The sequence below is a fragment of the Lentzea sp. genome (assembly GCF_036380075.1).
Lineage (GTDB): Bacteria > Actinomycetota > Actinomycetes > Mycobacteriales > Pseudonocardiaceae > Lentzea.
This window is the reverse complement of record NZ_DASVFL010000042.1, coordinates 11,308-28,940: the sequence shown is the minus strand read 5'-3', so window position 1 is coordinate 28,940 and position 17,633 is coordinate 11,308. Positions and strand designations below refer to the sequence as shown.

At 73.6% G+C, this 17,633-nt stretch carries 2 protein-coding genes; both read left to right on the top strand.

The features are described 5' to 3' along the window. A complete protein-coding gene (locus tag VF330_RS05390) occupies window positions 1-16,395 on the top strand; it encodes an SDR family NAD(P)-dependent oxidoreductase (protein ID WP_330850373.1) in 16,395 nt (5,464 codons plus the stop codon). After that, window positions 16,392-17,600 carry an NAD(P)/FAD-dependent oxidoreductase gene (locus tag VF330_RS05385; RefSeq protein ID WP_330850372.1) on the top strand — a complete coding sequence of 403 codons (1,209 nt, stop codon included), beginning with the start codon at window positions 16,392-16,394 and terminating at the stop codon, window positions 17,598-17,600. The genes VF330_RS05390 and VF330_RS05385 overlap by 4 nt, the downstream gene beginning before the upstream one ends. The last annotated feature ends 33 nt before the right edge of the window (window positions 17,601-17,633 follow it).

The following is a 17,633-nucleotide window of genomic DNA, read 5'->3' as shown; positions in this document are numbered from 1 at the left end:
TTGAGCACGTCTACCGACCAGCTCGTCGAGGCACTGCGGGCCTCGCTCAAGGAGAACGAGCGGCTGCAGAAGGAGGCGGGCCGGCTCGCGGCCGCCTCCACCGAGCCGATCGCCGTCGTGGGCATGGCCTGCCGGTTCCCCGGCGGCGTCTCGTCGCCCGACGACCTGTGGCGGCTGCTCACCGGCGAGGCGGACGCGATCGGGACGTTCCCGCTCGACCGCGGCTGGGACGTGGAGGCGCTCTACGACCCCGATCCCGACCGGACGGGCACCTGCTACACCCGCTACGGCGGGTTCCTGCACGACGTCGGCGACTTCGACGCGGGGTTCTTCGGGATCTCGCCGCGCGAGGCGCTGGCGATGGACCCGCAGCAGCGGCTGCTGCTGGAGGCGTCGTGGGAGGTGTTCGAACGGGCCGGGATCGTGCCGGAGTCGTTGCGCGGCAGCCAGACCGGCGTGTTCGCGGGGCTGAGCGGGCAGGACTACGGCAGCTCGGCGAGCCCGGACGTCGTGGAAGGTCACGTCGCGACCGGGAGCGCGGGCAGTGTGGCGTCCGGCCGGGTGTCGTACGTCTTCGGTCTCGAAGGCCCGGCCGTCACGGTCGACACCGCGTGCTCGTCGTCGCTGGTGGCGATGCACCTCGCGGTCGGGGCGCTGCGCAGCGGTGAGTGCACGCTGGCGTTGGCCGGTGGCGCGACGGTCATGTCGAGTCCCGGCTTCTTCGTCGAGTTCAGCCGGCAGGGCGGACTGGCGAAGGACGGGCGCTGCAAGGCGTTCTCGGCAGCGGCGGACGGCATGGGTGCGGGCGAGGGCGTCGGAGTCCTGCTGCTGGAACGGTTGTCGGACGCGCGGCGCAACGGCCGGCGGATTCTCGCCGTCATCCGCGGCACCGCCGTCAACCAGGACGGCGCGTCCAACGGACTGACGGCGCCCAGCGGCCCGTCGCAGCAGCGGGTGATCCGCGCGGCGCTGACGAACGCCGGCCTGCGTCCGTCCGATGTGGACGCCGTGGAGGCGCACGGCACGGGCACCAAGCTGGGTGACCCGATCGAGGCCCAGGCGGTGCTGGCGACCTACGGGCAGGGCCGGTCGACGCCGTTGTGGCTGGGGTCGGTCAAGTCCAACATCGGCCACGCCCAGGCGGCGGCCGGTGTCGCCGGTGTCATCAAGATGGTGCTGGCGCTGCAGAACAACGTGCTGCCGAAGTCGCTGCACATCGACTCGCCCTCACCCCACGTCGACTGGTCCGCGGGCGCGGTCTCGCTGCTCACCGAGGCCCAGCCCTGGGAACGCAACGGCCACCCGCGCCGGGCGGGCGTGTCGTCGTTCGGCATGAGCGGCACCAACGCGCACGTCGTGCTGGAGGAAGCGCCCGTCGTCGAGCAGGACGCGGGGGAGGCGCCGGACTCGGTGGTGCCGGTGGCGCTCTCGGCCAAGTCGGTGCCCGCGCTGCGCGCGCACGCCGGTCGGCTGCTGTCGTTCGTCGAGGACCACCCCGAACTCCGTCCGGTCGACATCGCCCACTCGCTGACCACCGGACGCGCGACCTTCGCGGAACGGGCGGTCGCCGCGGTCTCCGGCCGCGACGAGCTCGTCAGCGCCCTGCGGGCGGTGCGCGACGGCAGCGCGTCGGCCCAGGTGGTCACCGGCCGTGCGGCCGCGAGCACCTCACCCGTCTTCGTCTTCCCCGGTCAGGGTTCGCAGTGGGCGGGCATGGCGGTGGAACTGGCCGCGGTCGCCCCGGTGTTCGGTGAGCGGCTGGCCGAGTGCGACCGGGTGATGGAACCGTTGCTGGGCTGGCGGGTCCTCGACGTCCTGTCCGGTGTGGACGGTGCGCCCGAGATGGTGCGGGTCGACGTCGTGCAGCCGGTGCTGTTCGCGGTCATGGTGTCGCTCGGGGCGTTGTGGCAGGGCAGCGGTGTCACGCCGGGCGGCGTGATCGGGCACTCCCAGGGCGAGATCGCGGCGGCGTGCGTGGCCGGGGCGTTGTCGCTGGAGGACGCGGCACGGGTGGTCGTCACCCGCAGCAAGCTGCTGGTGAGCCTGTCCGGGCTGGGCGGGATGGCGTCGGTCGGCCTGCCCGCGGCACGGGTGCGCGAGCTGCTGGGCGAGTGGGACGGCGTCTCGGTAGCCGCGGTCAACGGCGCCTCCACGACGGTGATCTCCGGAGAGGTGGCCGGCCTCGAAGCGGCGCTGGCCTGGTGCCGGCGGGAGAAGGTGCGGGCGCGCCGGATCGCCGTGGACTACGCGTCGCACTCGGCGCAGGTCGAGTCGATCCGCGACGAACTGCTGGCGGCGCTCGCGGACATCCGGCCGCGGTCGTGCGAGGTGCCGTTCTACTCGACGGTGAGCGGCGGGCTGGTCGACACCGCCGGGCTGACCGCGGAGTACTGGTACGAGAACCTGCGGCGCACGGTCGCGTTCGACCAGGCGACGCTCAGCGCGGTGCAGGACGGCCTGCGGGTGTTCGTCGAGGTCAGTCCGCACCCGGTGCTGGTGTCGTCGGTGCAGGAGACCGCCGACGTGATGGCGCTCGGCTCGATCCGGCGCGACGACGGCGGACTGGACCGGTTCGTGCTGTCGCTGGGCGAGGCGTTCGCACACGGCGTGGACGTGACGTGGCCGGGGCTGTCCGGCGGCCGCCGGGTGGACCTGCCGACGTACGCCTTCGAGCGGCGCCGGTTCTGGCTGGACTCCGGCCTGGGCGGCGCGACGGGCGGTGCCCACCCGCTGCTGGGATCGGCGGTGGCGCTCGCCGACGGCGGCGGTGTGGTGCTGTCGGGCCGGGTGTCGCCGGCCTCGCCCGCGTGGCTCGCCGATCACGCGGTGGCGGGGCAGGTCCTGGTGCCCGGCACGGCGTTCGTCGAGATGGCGGTGAGGGCCGGGGACGAGATCGGCTGCCCGGCGCTCGAGGAGCTGACGCTGCACCGGCCCTTGGCGTTGTCGGCCGGCACGTCGGTCCAGGTGCAGGTGCTGGTGGGCGCGGACGAGTCCGGACGCCGGAGCGTCGGAGTCTTCTCGTCGGCCGACGGCGAGGAGTGGAGCCATCACGCCGAAGGGTTCCTGACCAGCGCGGCGGGTGAGGCCGTCGACCTGACCGAGTGGCCGCCCGCGGGGGCGGACGCGGTGGGGATCGACGGGTTCTACGACCGGCTGACCGACGCGGGATATGGCTACGGGCCGTCGTTCCGCGGCCTGCAGGCGGTGTGGCGGCGGGGCGACGAGATCTTCGCCGAGGTCGCGCTCCCCGAGGAGCACCAGTCCGACGCGGGCCGGTTCGGGCTGCACCCGGCGCTGTTCGACGCGGCTCTGCACGCGGCCGCGGCACGGGACGAGGGCGCGGTCCGCGAGGCCATGCTGCCGTTCGTCTGGAACGACGTGACCCTGCACGCCGAGGGGGCCACCGCACTGCGCGTGCGTTTGCGTCCGGCGGGGGAGGACGGCCTGTCGCTGGACCTGGCCGACGCCACCGGTGCCGCGGTCGCTTCCGTGCGGTCGGTCGTGTCACGGCCGGTCACCGCGGCGGCCAGTTCTGCCGGCGACTCGGTGCTGCGCATGGACTGGGTGGCGCTCGACGTCCCGCCCGGCGATGCGTCCGGTTGGGTCTCGCTGGACGAGTTCGACTCGGCGGACGACGCCCGGTGCGTGGTGGTGTCGTGCGTCGCCGACACGTCCCTGCCGGTCGCGGACCGCGGCCGAGCCGTCGTGACGTGGCTGGTGGACGTGCTGAACCGCTTGGCAGGGACCGACGCGCACGTGGTCGTGGTGACGCGCGGCGCCGTCGGTGACGAGGTGGACCTCGGCCTCGCCGGGGTGTGGGGCCTCGTGCGGTCGGCCCAGGCCGAGCTGCCGGACCGGATCACCCTGGTCGACGCGCAGTCCGATGTGGACTTCGGCCTGCTGGCCGGGCTGGTGGCGTCGGACGAACCCTCCGCGCTGGTGCGGGACGGCCGCGTGCTCGTCCCCAGGCTCACCCGCACCATGCCGGAAACGTTTGCGCTGCCGCGGAACACGCCGTGGCGGCTGGTGGCGGACGGCGAGAGCGTCGAGGGCGTCGACGTCGTGGAGACCGGCACCGCGGAGCTCGGCGCCGGGCAGGTCCGCGTGGCGATCCGGGCTGCGGGCGTGAACTTCCGGGACGCCCTGATGTGCGTCGGTCTGTACCCCGGCGGCGACACCGTGATCGGCAACGAGGGCGCCGGTGTGGTGGTCGAGGTCGGAGCGGAGGCCGGCCTGGCGGTCGGCGACCGGGTGATGGGCCTGTTCCGCGGCTCGTTCGGGTCGGAGGTCGTCGCCGATCACCGCGTGGTGGCGAAGATTCCCGACGGCTGGTCGTTCGCCGAGGCGGCTTCGGTGCCGACGGTGTTCCTGACCGCCTGGTACGCGTTGCGCGACCTGGCGGACCTGCGAGCCGGCGAGTCGGTGCTGGTGCACTCGGCGGCCGGCGGTGTGGGCATGGCCGCGACGCAGCTGGCACGCGCCTGGGGTGCTGAGGTCTACGGCACGGCCAGCCCGGCGAAGTGGGGCGCTCTCACCGGACTGGCGGGTGTGGCTTCCTCGCGGACGCTGGAGTTCGCCGAGCAGTTCGGGCGGGTCGACGTCGTGCTGAACAGCCTCGCCGGCGAGTTCGTCGACGCCTCGCTGGGACTGCTCGGTGAAGGTGGCCGGTTCGTCGAGATGGGCAAGACCGACGTGCGGGACGCCGGTCAGCACCCCGGTGTGCGGTACCGGGCCTTCGACCTCGCCGAGGCGGGGGAGGACCGCATCCAGGAGATGCTGCGGGAGATCGTGGCCCTGTTCGAGCAGGGTGCGTTGTCGTTGCTGCCGATCCGGGCGTGGGACGTGCGACGCGCTCGTGAGGCGTTGCGGTTCGTCAGCCAGGCCAAGCACGTCGGCAAGGTCGTGCTGACCGTGCCGCGCGAACTGGATCCGGACGGCACCGTCGTGATCACCGGCGGCACGGGCACGCTCGGGCTGCACGTGGCCCGGCACCTCGCCCAGCGCGGGATGCGGAACCTGGTGCTGCTCAGCCGGAGCGGGTCGGCATCGGAGATCGACGCCGAGGTCGTGGCCTGCGACGTCACGGACCGGGCCGCGCTGGCGGAAGTGCTGGAGGGCCGGAAGATCACGGCCGTGGTGCACGCGGCCGGTGTGCTCGACGACGGCGTGATCTCCGCTCTCACCCCGGAGCGGATCGACCGCGTGTGGCGTCCCAAGGCGGACGCGGCCATCAACCTCCACGAGCTGACCGCGGGCCAGGACCTGGCGGCGTTCGTGCTGTTCTCCTCCGCCGCCGGCACGGTCGGCAGCGCCGGGCAGGGCAACTACGCCGCCGCCAACGTCTTCCTCGACGCACTGGCCCAGCACCGCCAGGAGCGCGGCCTCGCCGGCACGTCGATCGCCTGGGGCTTCTGGGAAGACCGCAGCGGCATGACCGAGCACCTCGACGACGCGCAGCTGCGCAGGATGTCGGCCGGCGGCATGCGGCCGCTGTCCGCCCAGGACGGGCTGGCGTTGCTGGACGCGGCCATCGCGAGCCCAGTTCCGGCCGTGCTCGCGGCGAAGCTCGACGTCAAGGCGCTGAAGGACGTCCCGCCGTTGCTGCGCGGCCTGGTCAGGGGACGGACGCGCCGGACGGCGTCCGGCGCCGCGAGCAGCACGCTCGGCGACCGCCTCGCCCGGCTGCCGGAGGCCGACCGCGACCGCGCGGTGCTCGACCTGGTGCGGTCCAACGCGGCCGCGGCGCTCGGGTACGACAACCCGGCGGACATCGCGGCCACCAGGTCGTTCAAGGAGCTCGGGTTCGACTCGCTGACCTCGGTCGAGCTGCGCAACCGCCTCAACGCCGCCACCGGGCTGCGGCTGCCGGCGACGCTCGTCTTCGACCACCCCACGCCGAACGACCTGGCGGCCCGGCTGCGCGCGGACCTGGTCGGCGAGACGTCCGCACGGCCGCGCGAGGTCGTGCGGACGGGGACGACGGACGAACCCATCGCGATCGTCGGCATGGCCTGCCGGTTCCCCGGCGGCGTCCGGTCGCCGGAGGACCTCTGGGCGTTGCTGGCCGCGGGCCGTGACGCCATCGGCGACTTCCCGGACGACCGCGGCTGGGACGTCGAAGGGCTCTACGACCCCGACCCGGACCGTTCCGGCAAGACCTACGTGCGGCAGGGCGGGTTCGTCCGCGAGGCCGGCGCGTTCGACGCCGGGTTCTTCGGGATCTCGCCGCGCGAGGCGCTCGCGATGGACCCGCAGCAGAGGCTGCTGCTGGAGACCTCGCAGGAGGTGTTCGAACGGGCCGGGATCGTGCCGGAGTCGTTGCGCGGCAGCCAGACCGGCGTGTTCACCGGCCTGAGCGGCCAGGACTACGTCGGTTCGCTCGTCGACACCTCCGACGGCACCGAGGGCCAGCTCGTCACCGGCAACGCGGGCAGTGTGGCGTCCGGCCGGGTCTCCTACGTCTTCGGTCTCGAAGGCCCGGCCGTCACGGTCGACACGGCCTGCTCCTCCTCGCTGGTGGCACTGCACCTCGCCGCAAACGCTCTGCGCAACGGGGAGTGCACGCTGGCGCTGGCCGGTGGCGCGACCGTGATGTCCAGCCCGGGGTTCTTCGTCGAGTTCAGCCGCCAGGGCGGGCTGGCGAAGGACGGGCGCTGCAAGGCGTTCTCCGCCGACGCCGACGGCATGGGCGCCGCGGAAGGCATCGGCGTCCTGCTGCTGGAACGGCTGTCGGACGCCCAGCGCAACGGCCACGAGGTCCTGGCCGTCGTGCGCGGCAGCGCCGTGAACCAGGACGGTGCGTCCAACGGGCTCACCGCACCGAACGGCCCGTCGCAGCAACGGGTGATCCGTGCGGCGTTGTCGAACGCCGGTCTGCGTCCGTCCGATGTGGACGTCGTGGAGGCGCACGGCACGGGCACGAAGCTCGGCGACCCGATCGAGGCGCAGGCCGTGCTCGCCACCTACGGCCAGGACCGCGACACCCCGGTGTGGCTGGGTTCGGTCAAGTCGAACATCGGCCACGCCCAGTCGGCGGCCGGCGTCGCGGGCGTGATCAAGATGGTCATGGCGATGCGCCACGGCGTGCTGCCCAAGACCCTGCACGCCACTGAGCCCTCGCCGCACATCGACTGGTCCGCGGGCGCGGTGTCGTTGCTGACCGAGGCCCGGCCCTGGGACCGCAACGGCCACCCGCGCCGGGCCGGCGTCTCCGCGTTCGGCATCAGCGGCACGAACGTCCACACGATCCTGGAGGAAGCACCGGAGCAGCCGGCGGCGGCGGAAGAACCGCGTGACCAGTCCGTCGTGCCGTGGGTCGTGTCCGGTCGCAGCGAACGGGCGATGCGCGCCCAGGCCGCCGTGCTCGCCGAGCACCTGGCCGGGGCGGACCTCGACCCGCTCGACGTCGCGTTCTCGCTGGCCACGACCAGGTCCGCGCACACCCACCGGGCGGTCGTCGTCGCGGCGGGCGAAGACCTGGTGCGGGGCTTGGAAGTGGTCGCGGAGGGAGGTTCGGCGGCGAACGTCGTCGAGAACACCGCGGCCGACCACGGCCGGCCGCCCGTCTTCGTGTTCCCCGGCCAGGGGTCGCAGTGGCAGGGCATGGCGCTCGAACTGGCGGACTCGTCGCCGGTGTTCCGCGAACGCCTGGTCGAGTGCGACTTGGCGCTGGAACCGTTGCTGGGCTGGAGCGTCCGCGACGTGCTGCACGGCGTCGAGGGAGCGCCCGACCTCGCCAGGGTCGACGTGGTCCAGCCCGTGCTGTTCTCCGTCATGGTGTCGATGGCGGCGCTGTGGCAGGCCAGTGGTGTCACGCCGAGCGGTGTCATCGGGCACTCGCAGGGCGAGATCGCCGCGGCCTGCGTGGCGGGAGCGCTCTCGCTCCCCGAGGCCGCGAAGGTCGTCGCACTGCGCAGCGGGCTGCTGCGGCAGGTCTCGGGCAAGGGCGCCATGCTGTCGGTGTCGCTGCCGGAGGCCGAGGTCGCGGAACGCATCGCGCCGTGGGGCGAGGTCATCTCCGTCGCCGCGGTCAACGCTCCCGCGACCACGGTCGTCGCCGGTGAGCCGAAGGCGCTGCTCGAGTTCGAGAAAAGCCTCGCCAGGGCCGGTGTGCTGCGGTGGCGGCTGCCCGGGGTCGACTTCGCGTCGCACTCCGCGCAGGTGGAGGAGATCCGCGACGAGCTGCTGGCGGTGCTCGCGGACGTCCGGCCGCGGTCGTGCGAGGTGCCGTTCTACTCGACGATGGCCGGGGGCCTGATCGACACGGCCGAGCTGGACGCCGAGTACTGGTACCGCAGCCTGCGGCAGCCCGTGCTGTTCCAGCAGGCCGCGCTCGCCGCGGTGGCCGATGGCGCCTCGGTGTTCGTCGAGGTCAGTCCGCACCCGCTGCTGACGGCCTCGCTGATCGAGGCGGCCGACGTCACCGCCGTCGGGTCGATCCGCAAGGAGGACGGCGGGCTCGACCGGTTCCTGCTGTCGCTGGGCGAAGCGTTCACGCACGGCCTGGACGTCACCTGGCCGGTGCTGGAGCAGGGCCGCCGGGTCGCGCTGCCGACCTACGCGTTCGACCGGCGCCGCTACTGGCTCGAAGGCGCCACGTCGTCGTCCGGCGGCGCGGCGCACCCGCTGCTGGACTCGGTGGTGGCACTGGCGGACGGCGGCGGGGTTGTCCTTTCCGGACGGTGGACGGCGACGTCGCCCGCCTGGATCGCCGACCACGCCGTGTCCGGAACTGTGCTGCTGCCGGGGACCGCGTTCGTCGAACTGGCCGTGCGGGCCGGGGACGAGGCCGGCTGCGACACCGTCGAGGAGCTGATGCTGCACCGGCCGCTGGTGGTGCCCGCGGGTGGCGCGGTGCAGGTCCAGGTCGTGGTGGGGGCCCCTGACGAGTCCGGGCGGCGCGGTGTCGGCGTCTACTCGCTGAACGACGACGAGTGGGTCCAGCACGCCGAGGGCGTCGTGTCCGAAGGCGGCGCGGGCTTCACCGGCGCGGCGCTGGAGTGGCCGCCCGCCGGAGCGGAGACCGTGGGCGTGGAGGGACTCTACGACCGGCTCGCGGCCGGCGGCTTCGAGTACGGGCCGTCGTTCCAGGGCCTGCGGGCGGTGTGGCGGCGCGGCGACGAGGTCTTCGCCGAGGTCGCGCTGCCGGAGGAGACCGACCCGAGCCGCTTCACCCTGCACCCCGCGCTGCTCGACGCCGTTCTGCACGCCCTCGGCCCCGGTGAGCTGATCACCGATCCGGCACGGGCGCAGCTCCCCTTCGCGTGGAACGACGTCCGGGTGTTCGCGGCCGGCGCGTCCGTGCTGCGGGCGAGGCTCCGCGCGGTCGACGACGGCGTGGCGCTGGAGCTGTTCGACGGCGCCGGTGCGCCGGTCGCGGTCGTCGGGTCGCTCGCGCTGCGGCCGGTCGCCCTGGAGCGGTTCGACTCCACGCCGGACGCCCTGCTCGGGCTGGAATGGGTGCCGGTCGACGTCGAACCGGCCGCGATCCCCGCCGGCTGGGTGGTGCTCGGCGACGGGCTGGGTGGCCTCCGCCGGGTCGAGGAGGTCGGGGAGGTCGACGACCGGGCGGCGTGCGTCGTCGTGTCGTGCGCCCCCGGTGACGGCACCGCGGAACGCGGCCTCGCCGTCGTGACGTGGCTCGCGGACGTGCTCGGCAGGCTCATGGACGGTCAGGCCCAGGTGGTCGTGGTGACCCGAGGCGCGGTGGAGGAGCGGGACGATGGGGTGGCTCTTGATCTTGCTGGCGTCTGGGGACTTGTCCGTTCGGTCCAGGCTGAGTTCCCGGGACGAGTCGTCGTCGCCGACCTCGGGGACGACGCCGACGCCGCGGTCCTGCCGGGCCTGCTGGACTCCGGGGAGACGGCCGCGCTGGTGCGCGGACGCCGGGTCCAGGTGCCTCGCCTGACCCGGTCCTTCCCGGAGTCGATCACGCTGCCGGACACCTCGTGGCAGGTGGTCGCGGACGGCGAGAGCGTGCAGGGCGTCGACGCACGACCGGTCGACGACCAGCCGCTGGAAGCGGGTCAGGTCCGCGTGGCGGTGCGGGCGGCGGGTGTGAACTTCCGCGACGCCCTGATGTCGGTCGGCATGTACCCCGGCAACGGCACGTTCGTCGGCAACGAGGCCGCCGGTGTCGTGGTCGAGGTCGGCCCCGGCGTCGAGGGACTGGCCGTGGGCGACCGCGTGATGGGCCTGTTCGCGGGCGCCTTCGCGGCCAGAGCCGTCGCGGATCACCGTCTGGTGGTCCCGATCCCGCTCGGCTGGACCTTCGCCGAGGCGGCGTCCGTGCCGACGGTGTTCCTGACCGCCTGGTACGGGCTGCACGACCTCGCCGACCTCCAGGCCGGCGAGTCGGTGCTGGTGCACGCGGCCGCCGGCGGAGTGGGCATGGCGGCGGTGCAGCTGGCGCGCGCCGCCGGTGCCGAGGTCTACGGCACGGCGAGTCCAGCGAAGTGGGACTCGTTGCGCGGCATGGGTTTGCGCGACGACCGGATCGCGTCGTCGCGGTCGCTGGAGTTCGCGGAGCGGTTCGGCCGGGTGGACGTCGTGCTGGACAGCCTGGCCGGCGAGTACGTGGACGCCTCGCTCGGACTGCTCGGCGAGGGCGGCCGGTTCATCGAGATGGGCAAGACCGACGTCCGTGACGCGGAGGTCGTGGCCGAGCAGCACCCCGGCGTGCACTACCGGGCGTTCGACCTGGGCGAGGCGGGACCGCGGCGCATCCAGGAGATGCTGCGCAAGATCGTGGCCCTGTTCGAGCAGGGCGTGCTGTCGCTGCTGCCGATCCGGGCGTGGGACGTGCGCCGGGCGCGCGAGGCGTTGCGGTTCGTCAGCCAGGCCAAGCACGTCGGCAAGGTCGTGCTGACCGTGCCGCGCGAACTGGATCCGGACGGCACCGTGGTGATCACCGGCGGTACCGGCACGCTCGGTGGCCTGGTGGCACGGCACCTCGCCGCCCGTGGCGCCCGAAATCTGTTGCTGCTCGGCAGGAGCGGGTCGGCGCCGGAGCTGGAGGCCGAGCTCGGTGCCGAGGTCGTGGCCTGCGACGTCGGGGACAGGGCCGCTCTGGCCGAGGTGCTGCGCGGCCGGCGGATCACGGCGGTCGTCCACGCGGCCGGTGTGCTCGACGACGGTGTCGTCACGGCGTTGTCGCCGGAGCGGATGGAGAAGGTCTGGCGCCCCAAGGCGGACGCCGCCATGCACCTGCACGAGCTGACCAAGGGCCAGGACCTGGCCGCGTTCGTGCTGTTCTCCTCGGCCGCCGGCACGGTCGGCAGCCCCGGCCAGGCGAACTACGCCGCCGCCAACGCCTTCCTCGACGGACTGGCGCGGCACCGGCACTCGCTGGGCCTGCCCGCGACGTCGATCGCCTGGGGCTTCTGGCAGGAGCGCAGCGGCCTGACCGCGCACCTCGACGACGCCCAGGTCCAGCGGATGACGACCGGCGGCATGAAGCCGCTGTCCGCTCAGGACGGACTGGCGCTGCTCGACGCGGCGATCGCCCTGCCGGCACCCGCGGTGCTCGCGGCCGAGCTGGACACGAAGGGGCTGCGCGGCCAGGCGGACGTGCCGCCGTTGCTGCGCGGCCTGGTCAGGACCACCCGCAAGCGCACCACGGCGGCCGGTGTCACGGCCGACCGCGCGGGTCTCACCGAACGGCTGCGGACGCTGTCCCGCGCCGACCAGGACAAGACGCTCGTCCAGCTGGTCCGGATGCACGCGGCCACCGTCCTCGGGCACGGCAGCCCGGACGACCTCGACGTCGCCAAGCCGTTCAAGGAGCTCGGCGTCGACTCGCTCACCGCGGTCGAGCTGCGCAACCGCCTGACGGCCGCGACCGGGCTGCGGCTGCCCGCCACCCTCGTGTTCGACCACCCGACGCCGGTGGCGCTGGCCGCCCGGCTGCGGACCGAGCTCGTCGGCGAGGCCGAACCGGTGCGGGAGGTCGTCCGCGCGGGCACGTCGACCGACGAACCGATCGCGATCGTGGGCATGGCCTGCCGCTACCCCGGCGGAGTCCGCTCGCCGGAGGACCTGTGGGCGTTGCTCGCCGACGGCAGGGACGCCGTGGGCGACTTCCCGGTGGACCGCGGCTGGAACACCGACGAGATCTACGACCCGGCCGCGACCTCCGGACGCACCTACACCCGCGAGGGCGCGTTCATGTACGACGCGGGTGACTTCGACGCGGGCTTCTTCGGGATCTCGCCGCGCGAGGCCGTGGCGATGGACCCGCAGCAGCGGCTGCTGCTGGAGACGTCCTGGGAGGCGGTCGAACGGGCCGGGATCGTGCCGGAGTCGTTGCGCGGCAGCCAGACCGGCGTGTTCACCGGCCTCAGCGGCCAGGACTACACCGTGTCGCTGAACGGCGTCGCGGGGGAGCAGGAAGGACACGTGCTCACCGGCAACGCGGGCAGCGTGGCGTCCGGCCGGGTGTCGTACGTCTTCGGGCTGGAGGGACCGGCGGTCACCGTCGACACCGCCTGCTCGTCGTCGCTCGTGGCCCTGCACCTCGCCACCGCCGCACTGCGCAACGGCGAGTGCACGCTGGCGTTGGCCGGCGGCGCGACCGTCATGTCCAGCCCCGGCTTCTTCGTCGAGTTCAGCCGTGCCGGCGGGCTGGCGAAGGACGGGCGCTGCAAGGCGTTCTCCGCCGCGGCCGACGGCATGGGCGCGGCCGAGGGCGTCGGCGTGCTGCTGCTGGAACGGCTGTCGGACGCCCGCCGCAACGGCCACCGGGTGCTCGCCGTCGTGCGGGGTAGCGCGGTCAACCAGGACGGCGCGTCCAACGGCCTGACCGCGCCGAACGGTCCCTCGCAGCAGCGGGTGATCCGGCAGGCGCTGGCGAACGCGGGCCTGGCCCCGTCCGAGGTGGACGCGGTCGAGGCGCACGGCACCGGCACGAAGCTCGGCGACCCGATCGAGGCCCAGGCGGTGCTCGCCACCTACGGCCAGGACCGCGCCGAGCCGCTGTGGCTGGGCTCGGTGAAGTCCAACATCGGCCACGCCCAGGCCGCGGCCGGTGTCGCCGGTGTCATCAAGGTGGTCATGGCGCTGCAGAACGGCGTGCTGCCCAGGACGTTGCACGTCGACGAGCCGTCGCCGCACGTCGACTGGTCGGAGGGCGCGGTCTCGCTGCTCACCGATGCTCAGCCGTGGGAACGCAGCGGGCGTCCGCGCCGTGCGGGCGTGTCGGCGTTCGGCATCAGCGGCACCAACGTGCACACGATCATCGAGGAGGCACCCGCCGGCGAGGAGATCCCCGGTGAGGAGACCCCGCTGCCGTGGACGCTGTCGGCCAAGTCGAGGACCGCGCTGCGGGAGTACGCCCGGCAGCTGGAGTCCTTTGTGGATTCACAGCCCGATCTGACGCCCGGCGAGATCGGCGCGGCACTGGCGGTCAACCGCTCGGCGTTCACGCACCGCGCGGTCGTGCTCGGCACCGAACGCGAGGACCTGCTCGCCGGGGTGCGGGCGCTGGCCGACGGCGAGCCCGCGGTCAACGTCGTCGAGGGCACGACGGCCGGTGGCGCGCTCGGGTTCCTGTTCACCGGCCAGGGTGCGCAGCGGGCCGCGATGGGCCGTGAGCTGTACGACGCGTTCCCGGTGTTCGCCAAGGCGTTCGACGCGGTGTGCGCGGAGTTCGAGGGCGAGCTGGACCTGGCGTTGCGCCGGGTCGTGTTCGCCGAGCCCGGAACGGCGGAGGCGGGCCTGCTCGACCGGACCGGCTACACGCAACCGGCGCTGTTCGCGCTGGAGGTGGCGCTGTACCGGCTCGTCGAGGACCTCGGGGTGAGGCCGGAGTACGTCCTCGGCCACTCCATCGGCGAGGTCGCGGCCGCCCACGTCGCCGGGGTGTTCTCGCTGCCGGACGCGTGCGCCCTGGTGGCGGCGCGGGCGCGGTTGATGCAGGAGCTCCCGGCCGGTGGCGCGATGGTGTCGCTGCAGGCGGGCGAGGACGAGGTGACCGCGTCGCTGGCCGGTGTCACGGACGCCTCGATCGCCGCGGTCAACGGGCCGCGGGCGGTCGTCGTCTCCGGCGCCACCGACGCGGTGCTGGCCGTCGCGAAGCTGTGGGAGGAGCGCGGGCGCAAGGTCCGCAGGCTGCCGGTCAGCCACGCCTTCCACTCCCCGCTGATGGACCCGGTGCTCGACGCGTTCCGGGAAGTGGTGTCGCGGCTGACCTTCCAGCCGCCGCGGATCGCGATCGTGTCCAACGTGACGGGCGAGGTGCTCACCGCCGAGGAGGTGTGCTCGGCCGAGTACTGGGTCCGTCACCTGCGCCGGCCCGTCCGCTTCCTCGACGGGGTGCGCCGGCTGCGGGCCGAGGGCGTCGGCCGGGTGCTGGAGATCGGGCCGGACGGCGTGCTCTCGGCGATGGCCGCGGAGTGCCTGCCAGGGGAGGACGTCGTCTTCATCCCGGTGCAGCGCAAGGAACAGGCCGAGGCGAACGCCGCGATCGCCGCACTGGCACGGGCGCACACCCGTGGCGTGGCGGTGGACTGGGTCCGACTGGGTTCCCGGCCCGGCGCTCGGGTCCTCGACCTGCCGACCTACCCGTTCCAGCGCAGGCGTTACTGGATGTCGGCGCAGTCGCGGCCGGCGGCGGGCAGCGGTCATCCGGTGCTCGGCACGGTCGTCGCGCTCGCCGACGAGGACGCGGTGCTGCTCACCGGGCGCCTGTCCCGCGGAGCGCACCCGTGGCTCGGCGACCTCGTGCCGGCGGCGGTGTTCGTGGAACTGGCCGTGCGCGCGGGTGACGAGGTCGGCTGCGGCCTGGTCGAGGAACTGACCGTGCTGCCCGTTCGCGCGGACGGCGAGGTGCAGGTCCGGGTGCGGGCCGCCGACGACACCGGCCGACGCGAGCTCCGGGTCTTCTCGCGGCACGACGGCACGGCGTGGCACCAGGTCGCGCACGGCTTCCTGGCGCCGGACGGCGGGCCGATGATCACCACGCCGAGCGGTGCCGCGGTCGAGGTGCGGCTGCCGGAGGCGGTGCCGGTGGCGGGCTACGGCCTGCACCCCGCGTTGCTGGAGCAGGCGCTGAACCTCGGTGACTCGCAGGTCGTGCGGTTCTCCGGCGTCCGGCTGCTCGCCACCGGAGCGCGGTCGCTGACCGTGCGGACCGACGGTGAGCGGGTGCTCGGCAGCGACCACACCGGCGAACCGGTCATCAGCATCGACTCGGTGACCAGCCACGCCGGTGAGCAGCCGGCACAGGTCGAGGCGGTGTCGGCGCGGACGCCGAGCAGGAGGGTCGTGCCGGCGGCGGTGGTCGCCGAGGAGTCGTTCTCCGGCAGACCGCTGGTCGATGTGGTCCGCACGCACGCCGCGGCGGTGCTCGGGTACGGCAGCGCGGACGAGATCACCGCGGAGACCCCGTTCCTGGAGCTCGGGTTCGACTCGATCACCGGGGTGGAGCTGCGCAACCGGCTCGCCGCGCTGACCGGGCTCGACCTGCCCGCGACGCTGCTGTTCGACCAGCCGTCGCCGCTCGCGCTGGCCCGGCACCTGGAGCGGTCGCTCGACACCGCACCGGGACCGGCGGGCCAGTCGGTCGGCGAGCTGTACTGGAACGCCTGCGGCGAGGGACGGTTCGACGAGGCGTTGCTGCTGGCCAAGGCGGCGGCGTCGCTGCGGCCGTCGTTCGGGGCCGGCGAGGCGCTCGGCCACGTGCCCGCGCCGGTGAAGCTGGCGAGCGGCCCTGAAACGCCCGCGCTGCTGTGCTTCCCGGGGTTCAGCGCGGTGTCCGGGCCGCACGAGTACGCGAAGTTCGCGGCCGCGCTGCGGGGCGTGCGGGACGTGTGGGCGTTGCCGGAACCCGGTTACGCCGACGGCGAGGCGCTGCCGACGGACCTGGACGCGCTCGTCCGCCTGCACGCGGAGGCCGTCCGGCGGTGCGGGGTCCCGGCGGTGCTGGTCGGGCGCTCGGCGTCCGGCATGCTCGCCTACGCCGTCGCCGCCCACCTCGAACAGTCGGGCGAGGCGCCGGAAGCCGTGCTGCTGATGGACAGCTTCTCGCCCGGGATCAACAGGCTGCGGCCGTGGCTGGAGCCGTCGCTGATGGAGACGGTGCTGGCCAAGGAGAGCGGCTTCGCGCTGCGCAACGACACGCGCGTCACGGCGATGGGCCGCTACCACGAGTTCTTCTCGGGGTGGCAGCCGGAACCGATCGCCACACCGACCCTGCTGCTGCGGGCCACCGAGCCGTACTCCGACAAGCTCGGCGAACCGGTCGACGACGACACCGACTGGCGCGCGTTCTGGGAGACCCCGCACCTCACGCTCGACGTGCCGGGCAGCCATTTCAGCATCCTCGAAGGAGATTCCGCGTCGACCGCGCGTGCGGTGCAGAACTGGCTCTCCGCGAACACACGGAAGAAGGCGCAGTGAAAGCGATCATCATCGGGGCCGGGGTCAGCGGCCTGACCACCGCGGCCGGCCTGCTCGCCACCGGGCACGAGGTCGAGGTGTTCGAGCGCGGCCCCGAGCTGCGGGCGGGCGGCAACGGCGTGCTGCTGTGGCCCAACGGCACCAGCATCCTGCGCGACCTGGGCATCGGCGTCGACGACCTCGGCATGCGGATGGACAGCGCGGACATCATGTCCTACGACGAGAAGCCGCTGATGCGGGTCGACCTGGCCGAGATCGCCGGCCGGCTCGGCTCGCACGTCGCCGGGGTGATGCGCGGCGAGATCGTGCGCAGGCTCGACGCGGCACTGCCCGACGGCGTGCTGCGCACCGGGATGCGGTGCGTCGCCATCGACACCGCGCGGACGAGCGCCGACGCCCCGGTCACGGCGGTGTTCGAGGACGGCACGCGGGTCTCCGGTGACGTGCTGATCGGCGCGGACGGCTACCGGTCCGTGGTGCGCAGGCACCTGTTCGGCCCGGACGACATCGCCGAGTACACCGGTCTCGCGACCTGGCACGGCACGACGCAGAAGCAGATCGGCGGCCTCGACCCGCACTTCGTTCCCGCCTACTACGGCCGCAAGGTCGCGTTCACGACCCACTCCGTCACCGAGGACCTCAAGCACTGGGCGTTCGAGGTGCACTGGCCCATCCCCGGCCTGGACGCCACCGGCGTGGTCGGCGACCAGGTCACCGCCGAACCGCACTCCGGACCGTCCAGAATGGACCTGCTGCGGGAGTGGTTCGCCGGTTGGCCGCCCGCGGTCGCCGACTTGATCGACGTCCTCACCGAGGAGGACATCAAGGTGCACCCGCACGTCATCCACAAGGTGCGCAAGTGGTGGGGTGAGGGGCCGATCACGCTCGTCGGCGACGCTGCGCACGCCGTGCCGCCCCGCGTCGGCTGGGGTGTCAACCAGGCGCTGGAGGACGGCTGGGTGCTCAGCCGGGCGCTGGAGGGCGCGGGCGACCCGGCGCCGCGGCTGCGGCTCTACGAGCAGACTCGCCGCACGCGGGCCCGGCGCGTCCGGTCGCGCGGCGCGATGCTGAAGCACGTCAACCGGATGATCCTGCTGCTGCGCGCCAAGAAGGGCGGCATCGAGGCCACCCGCGCGGTGCAGGGCAACATCATGAACTGCAGCAACTACCTGCACGGCGAGGTGCCGGCGCCCCTCGGCGCCTGAGCCGGTTTCTGGGGCACGAGCTAGGGGTTATGG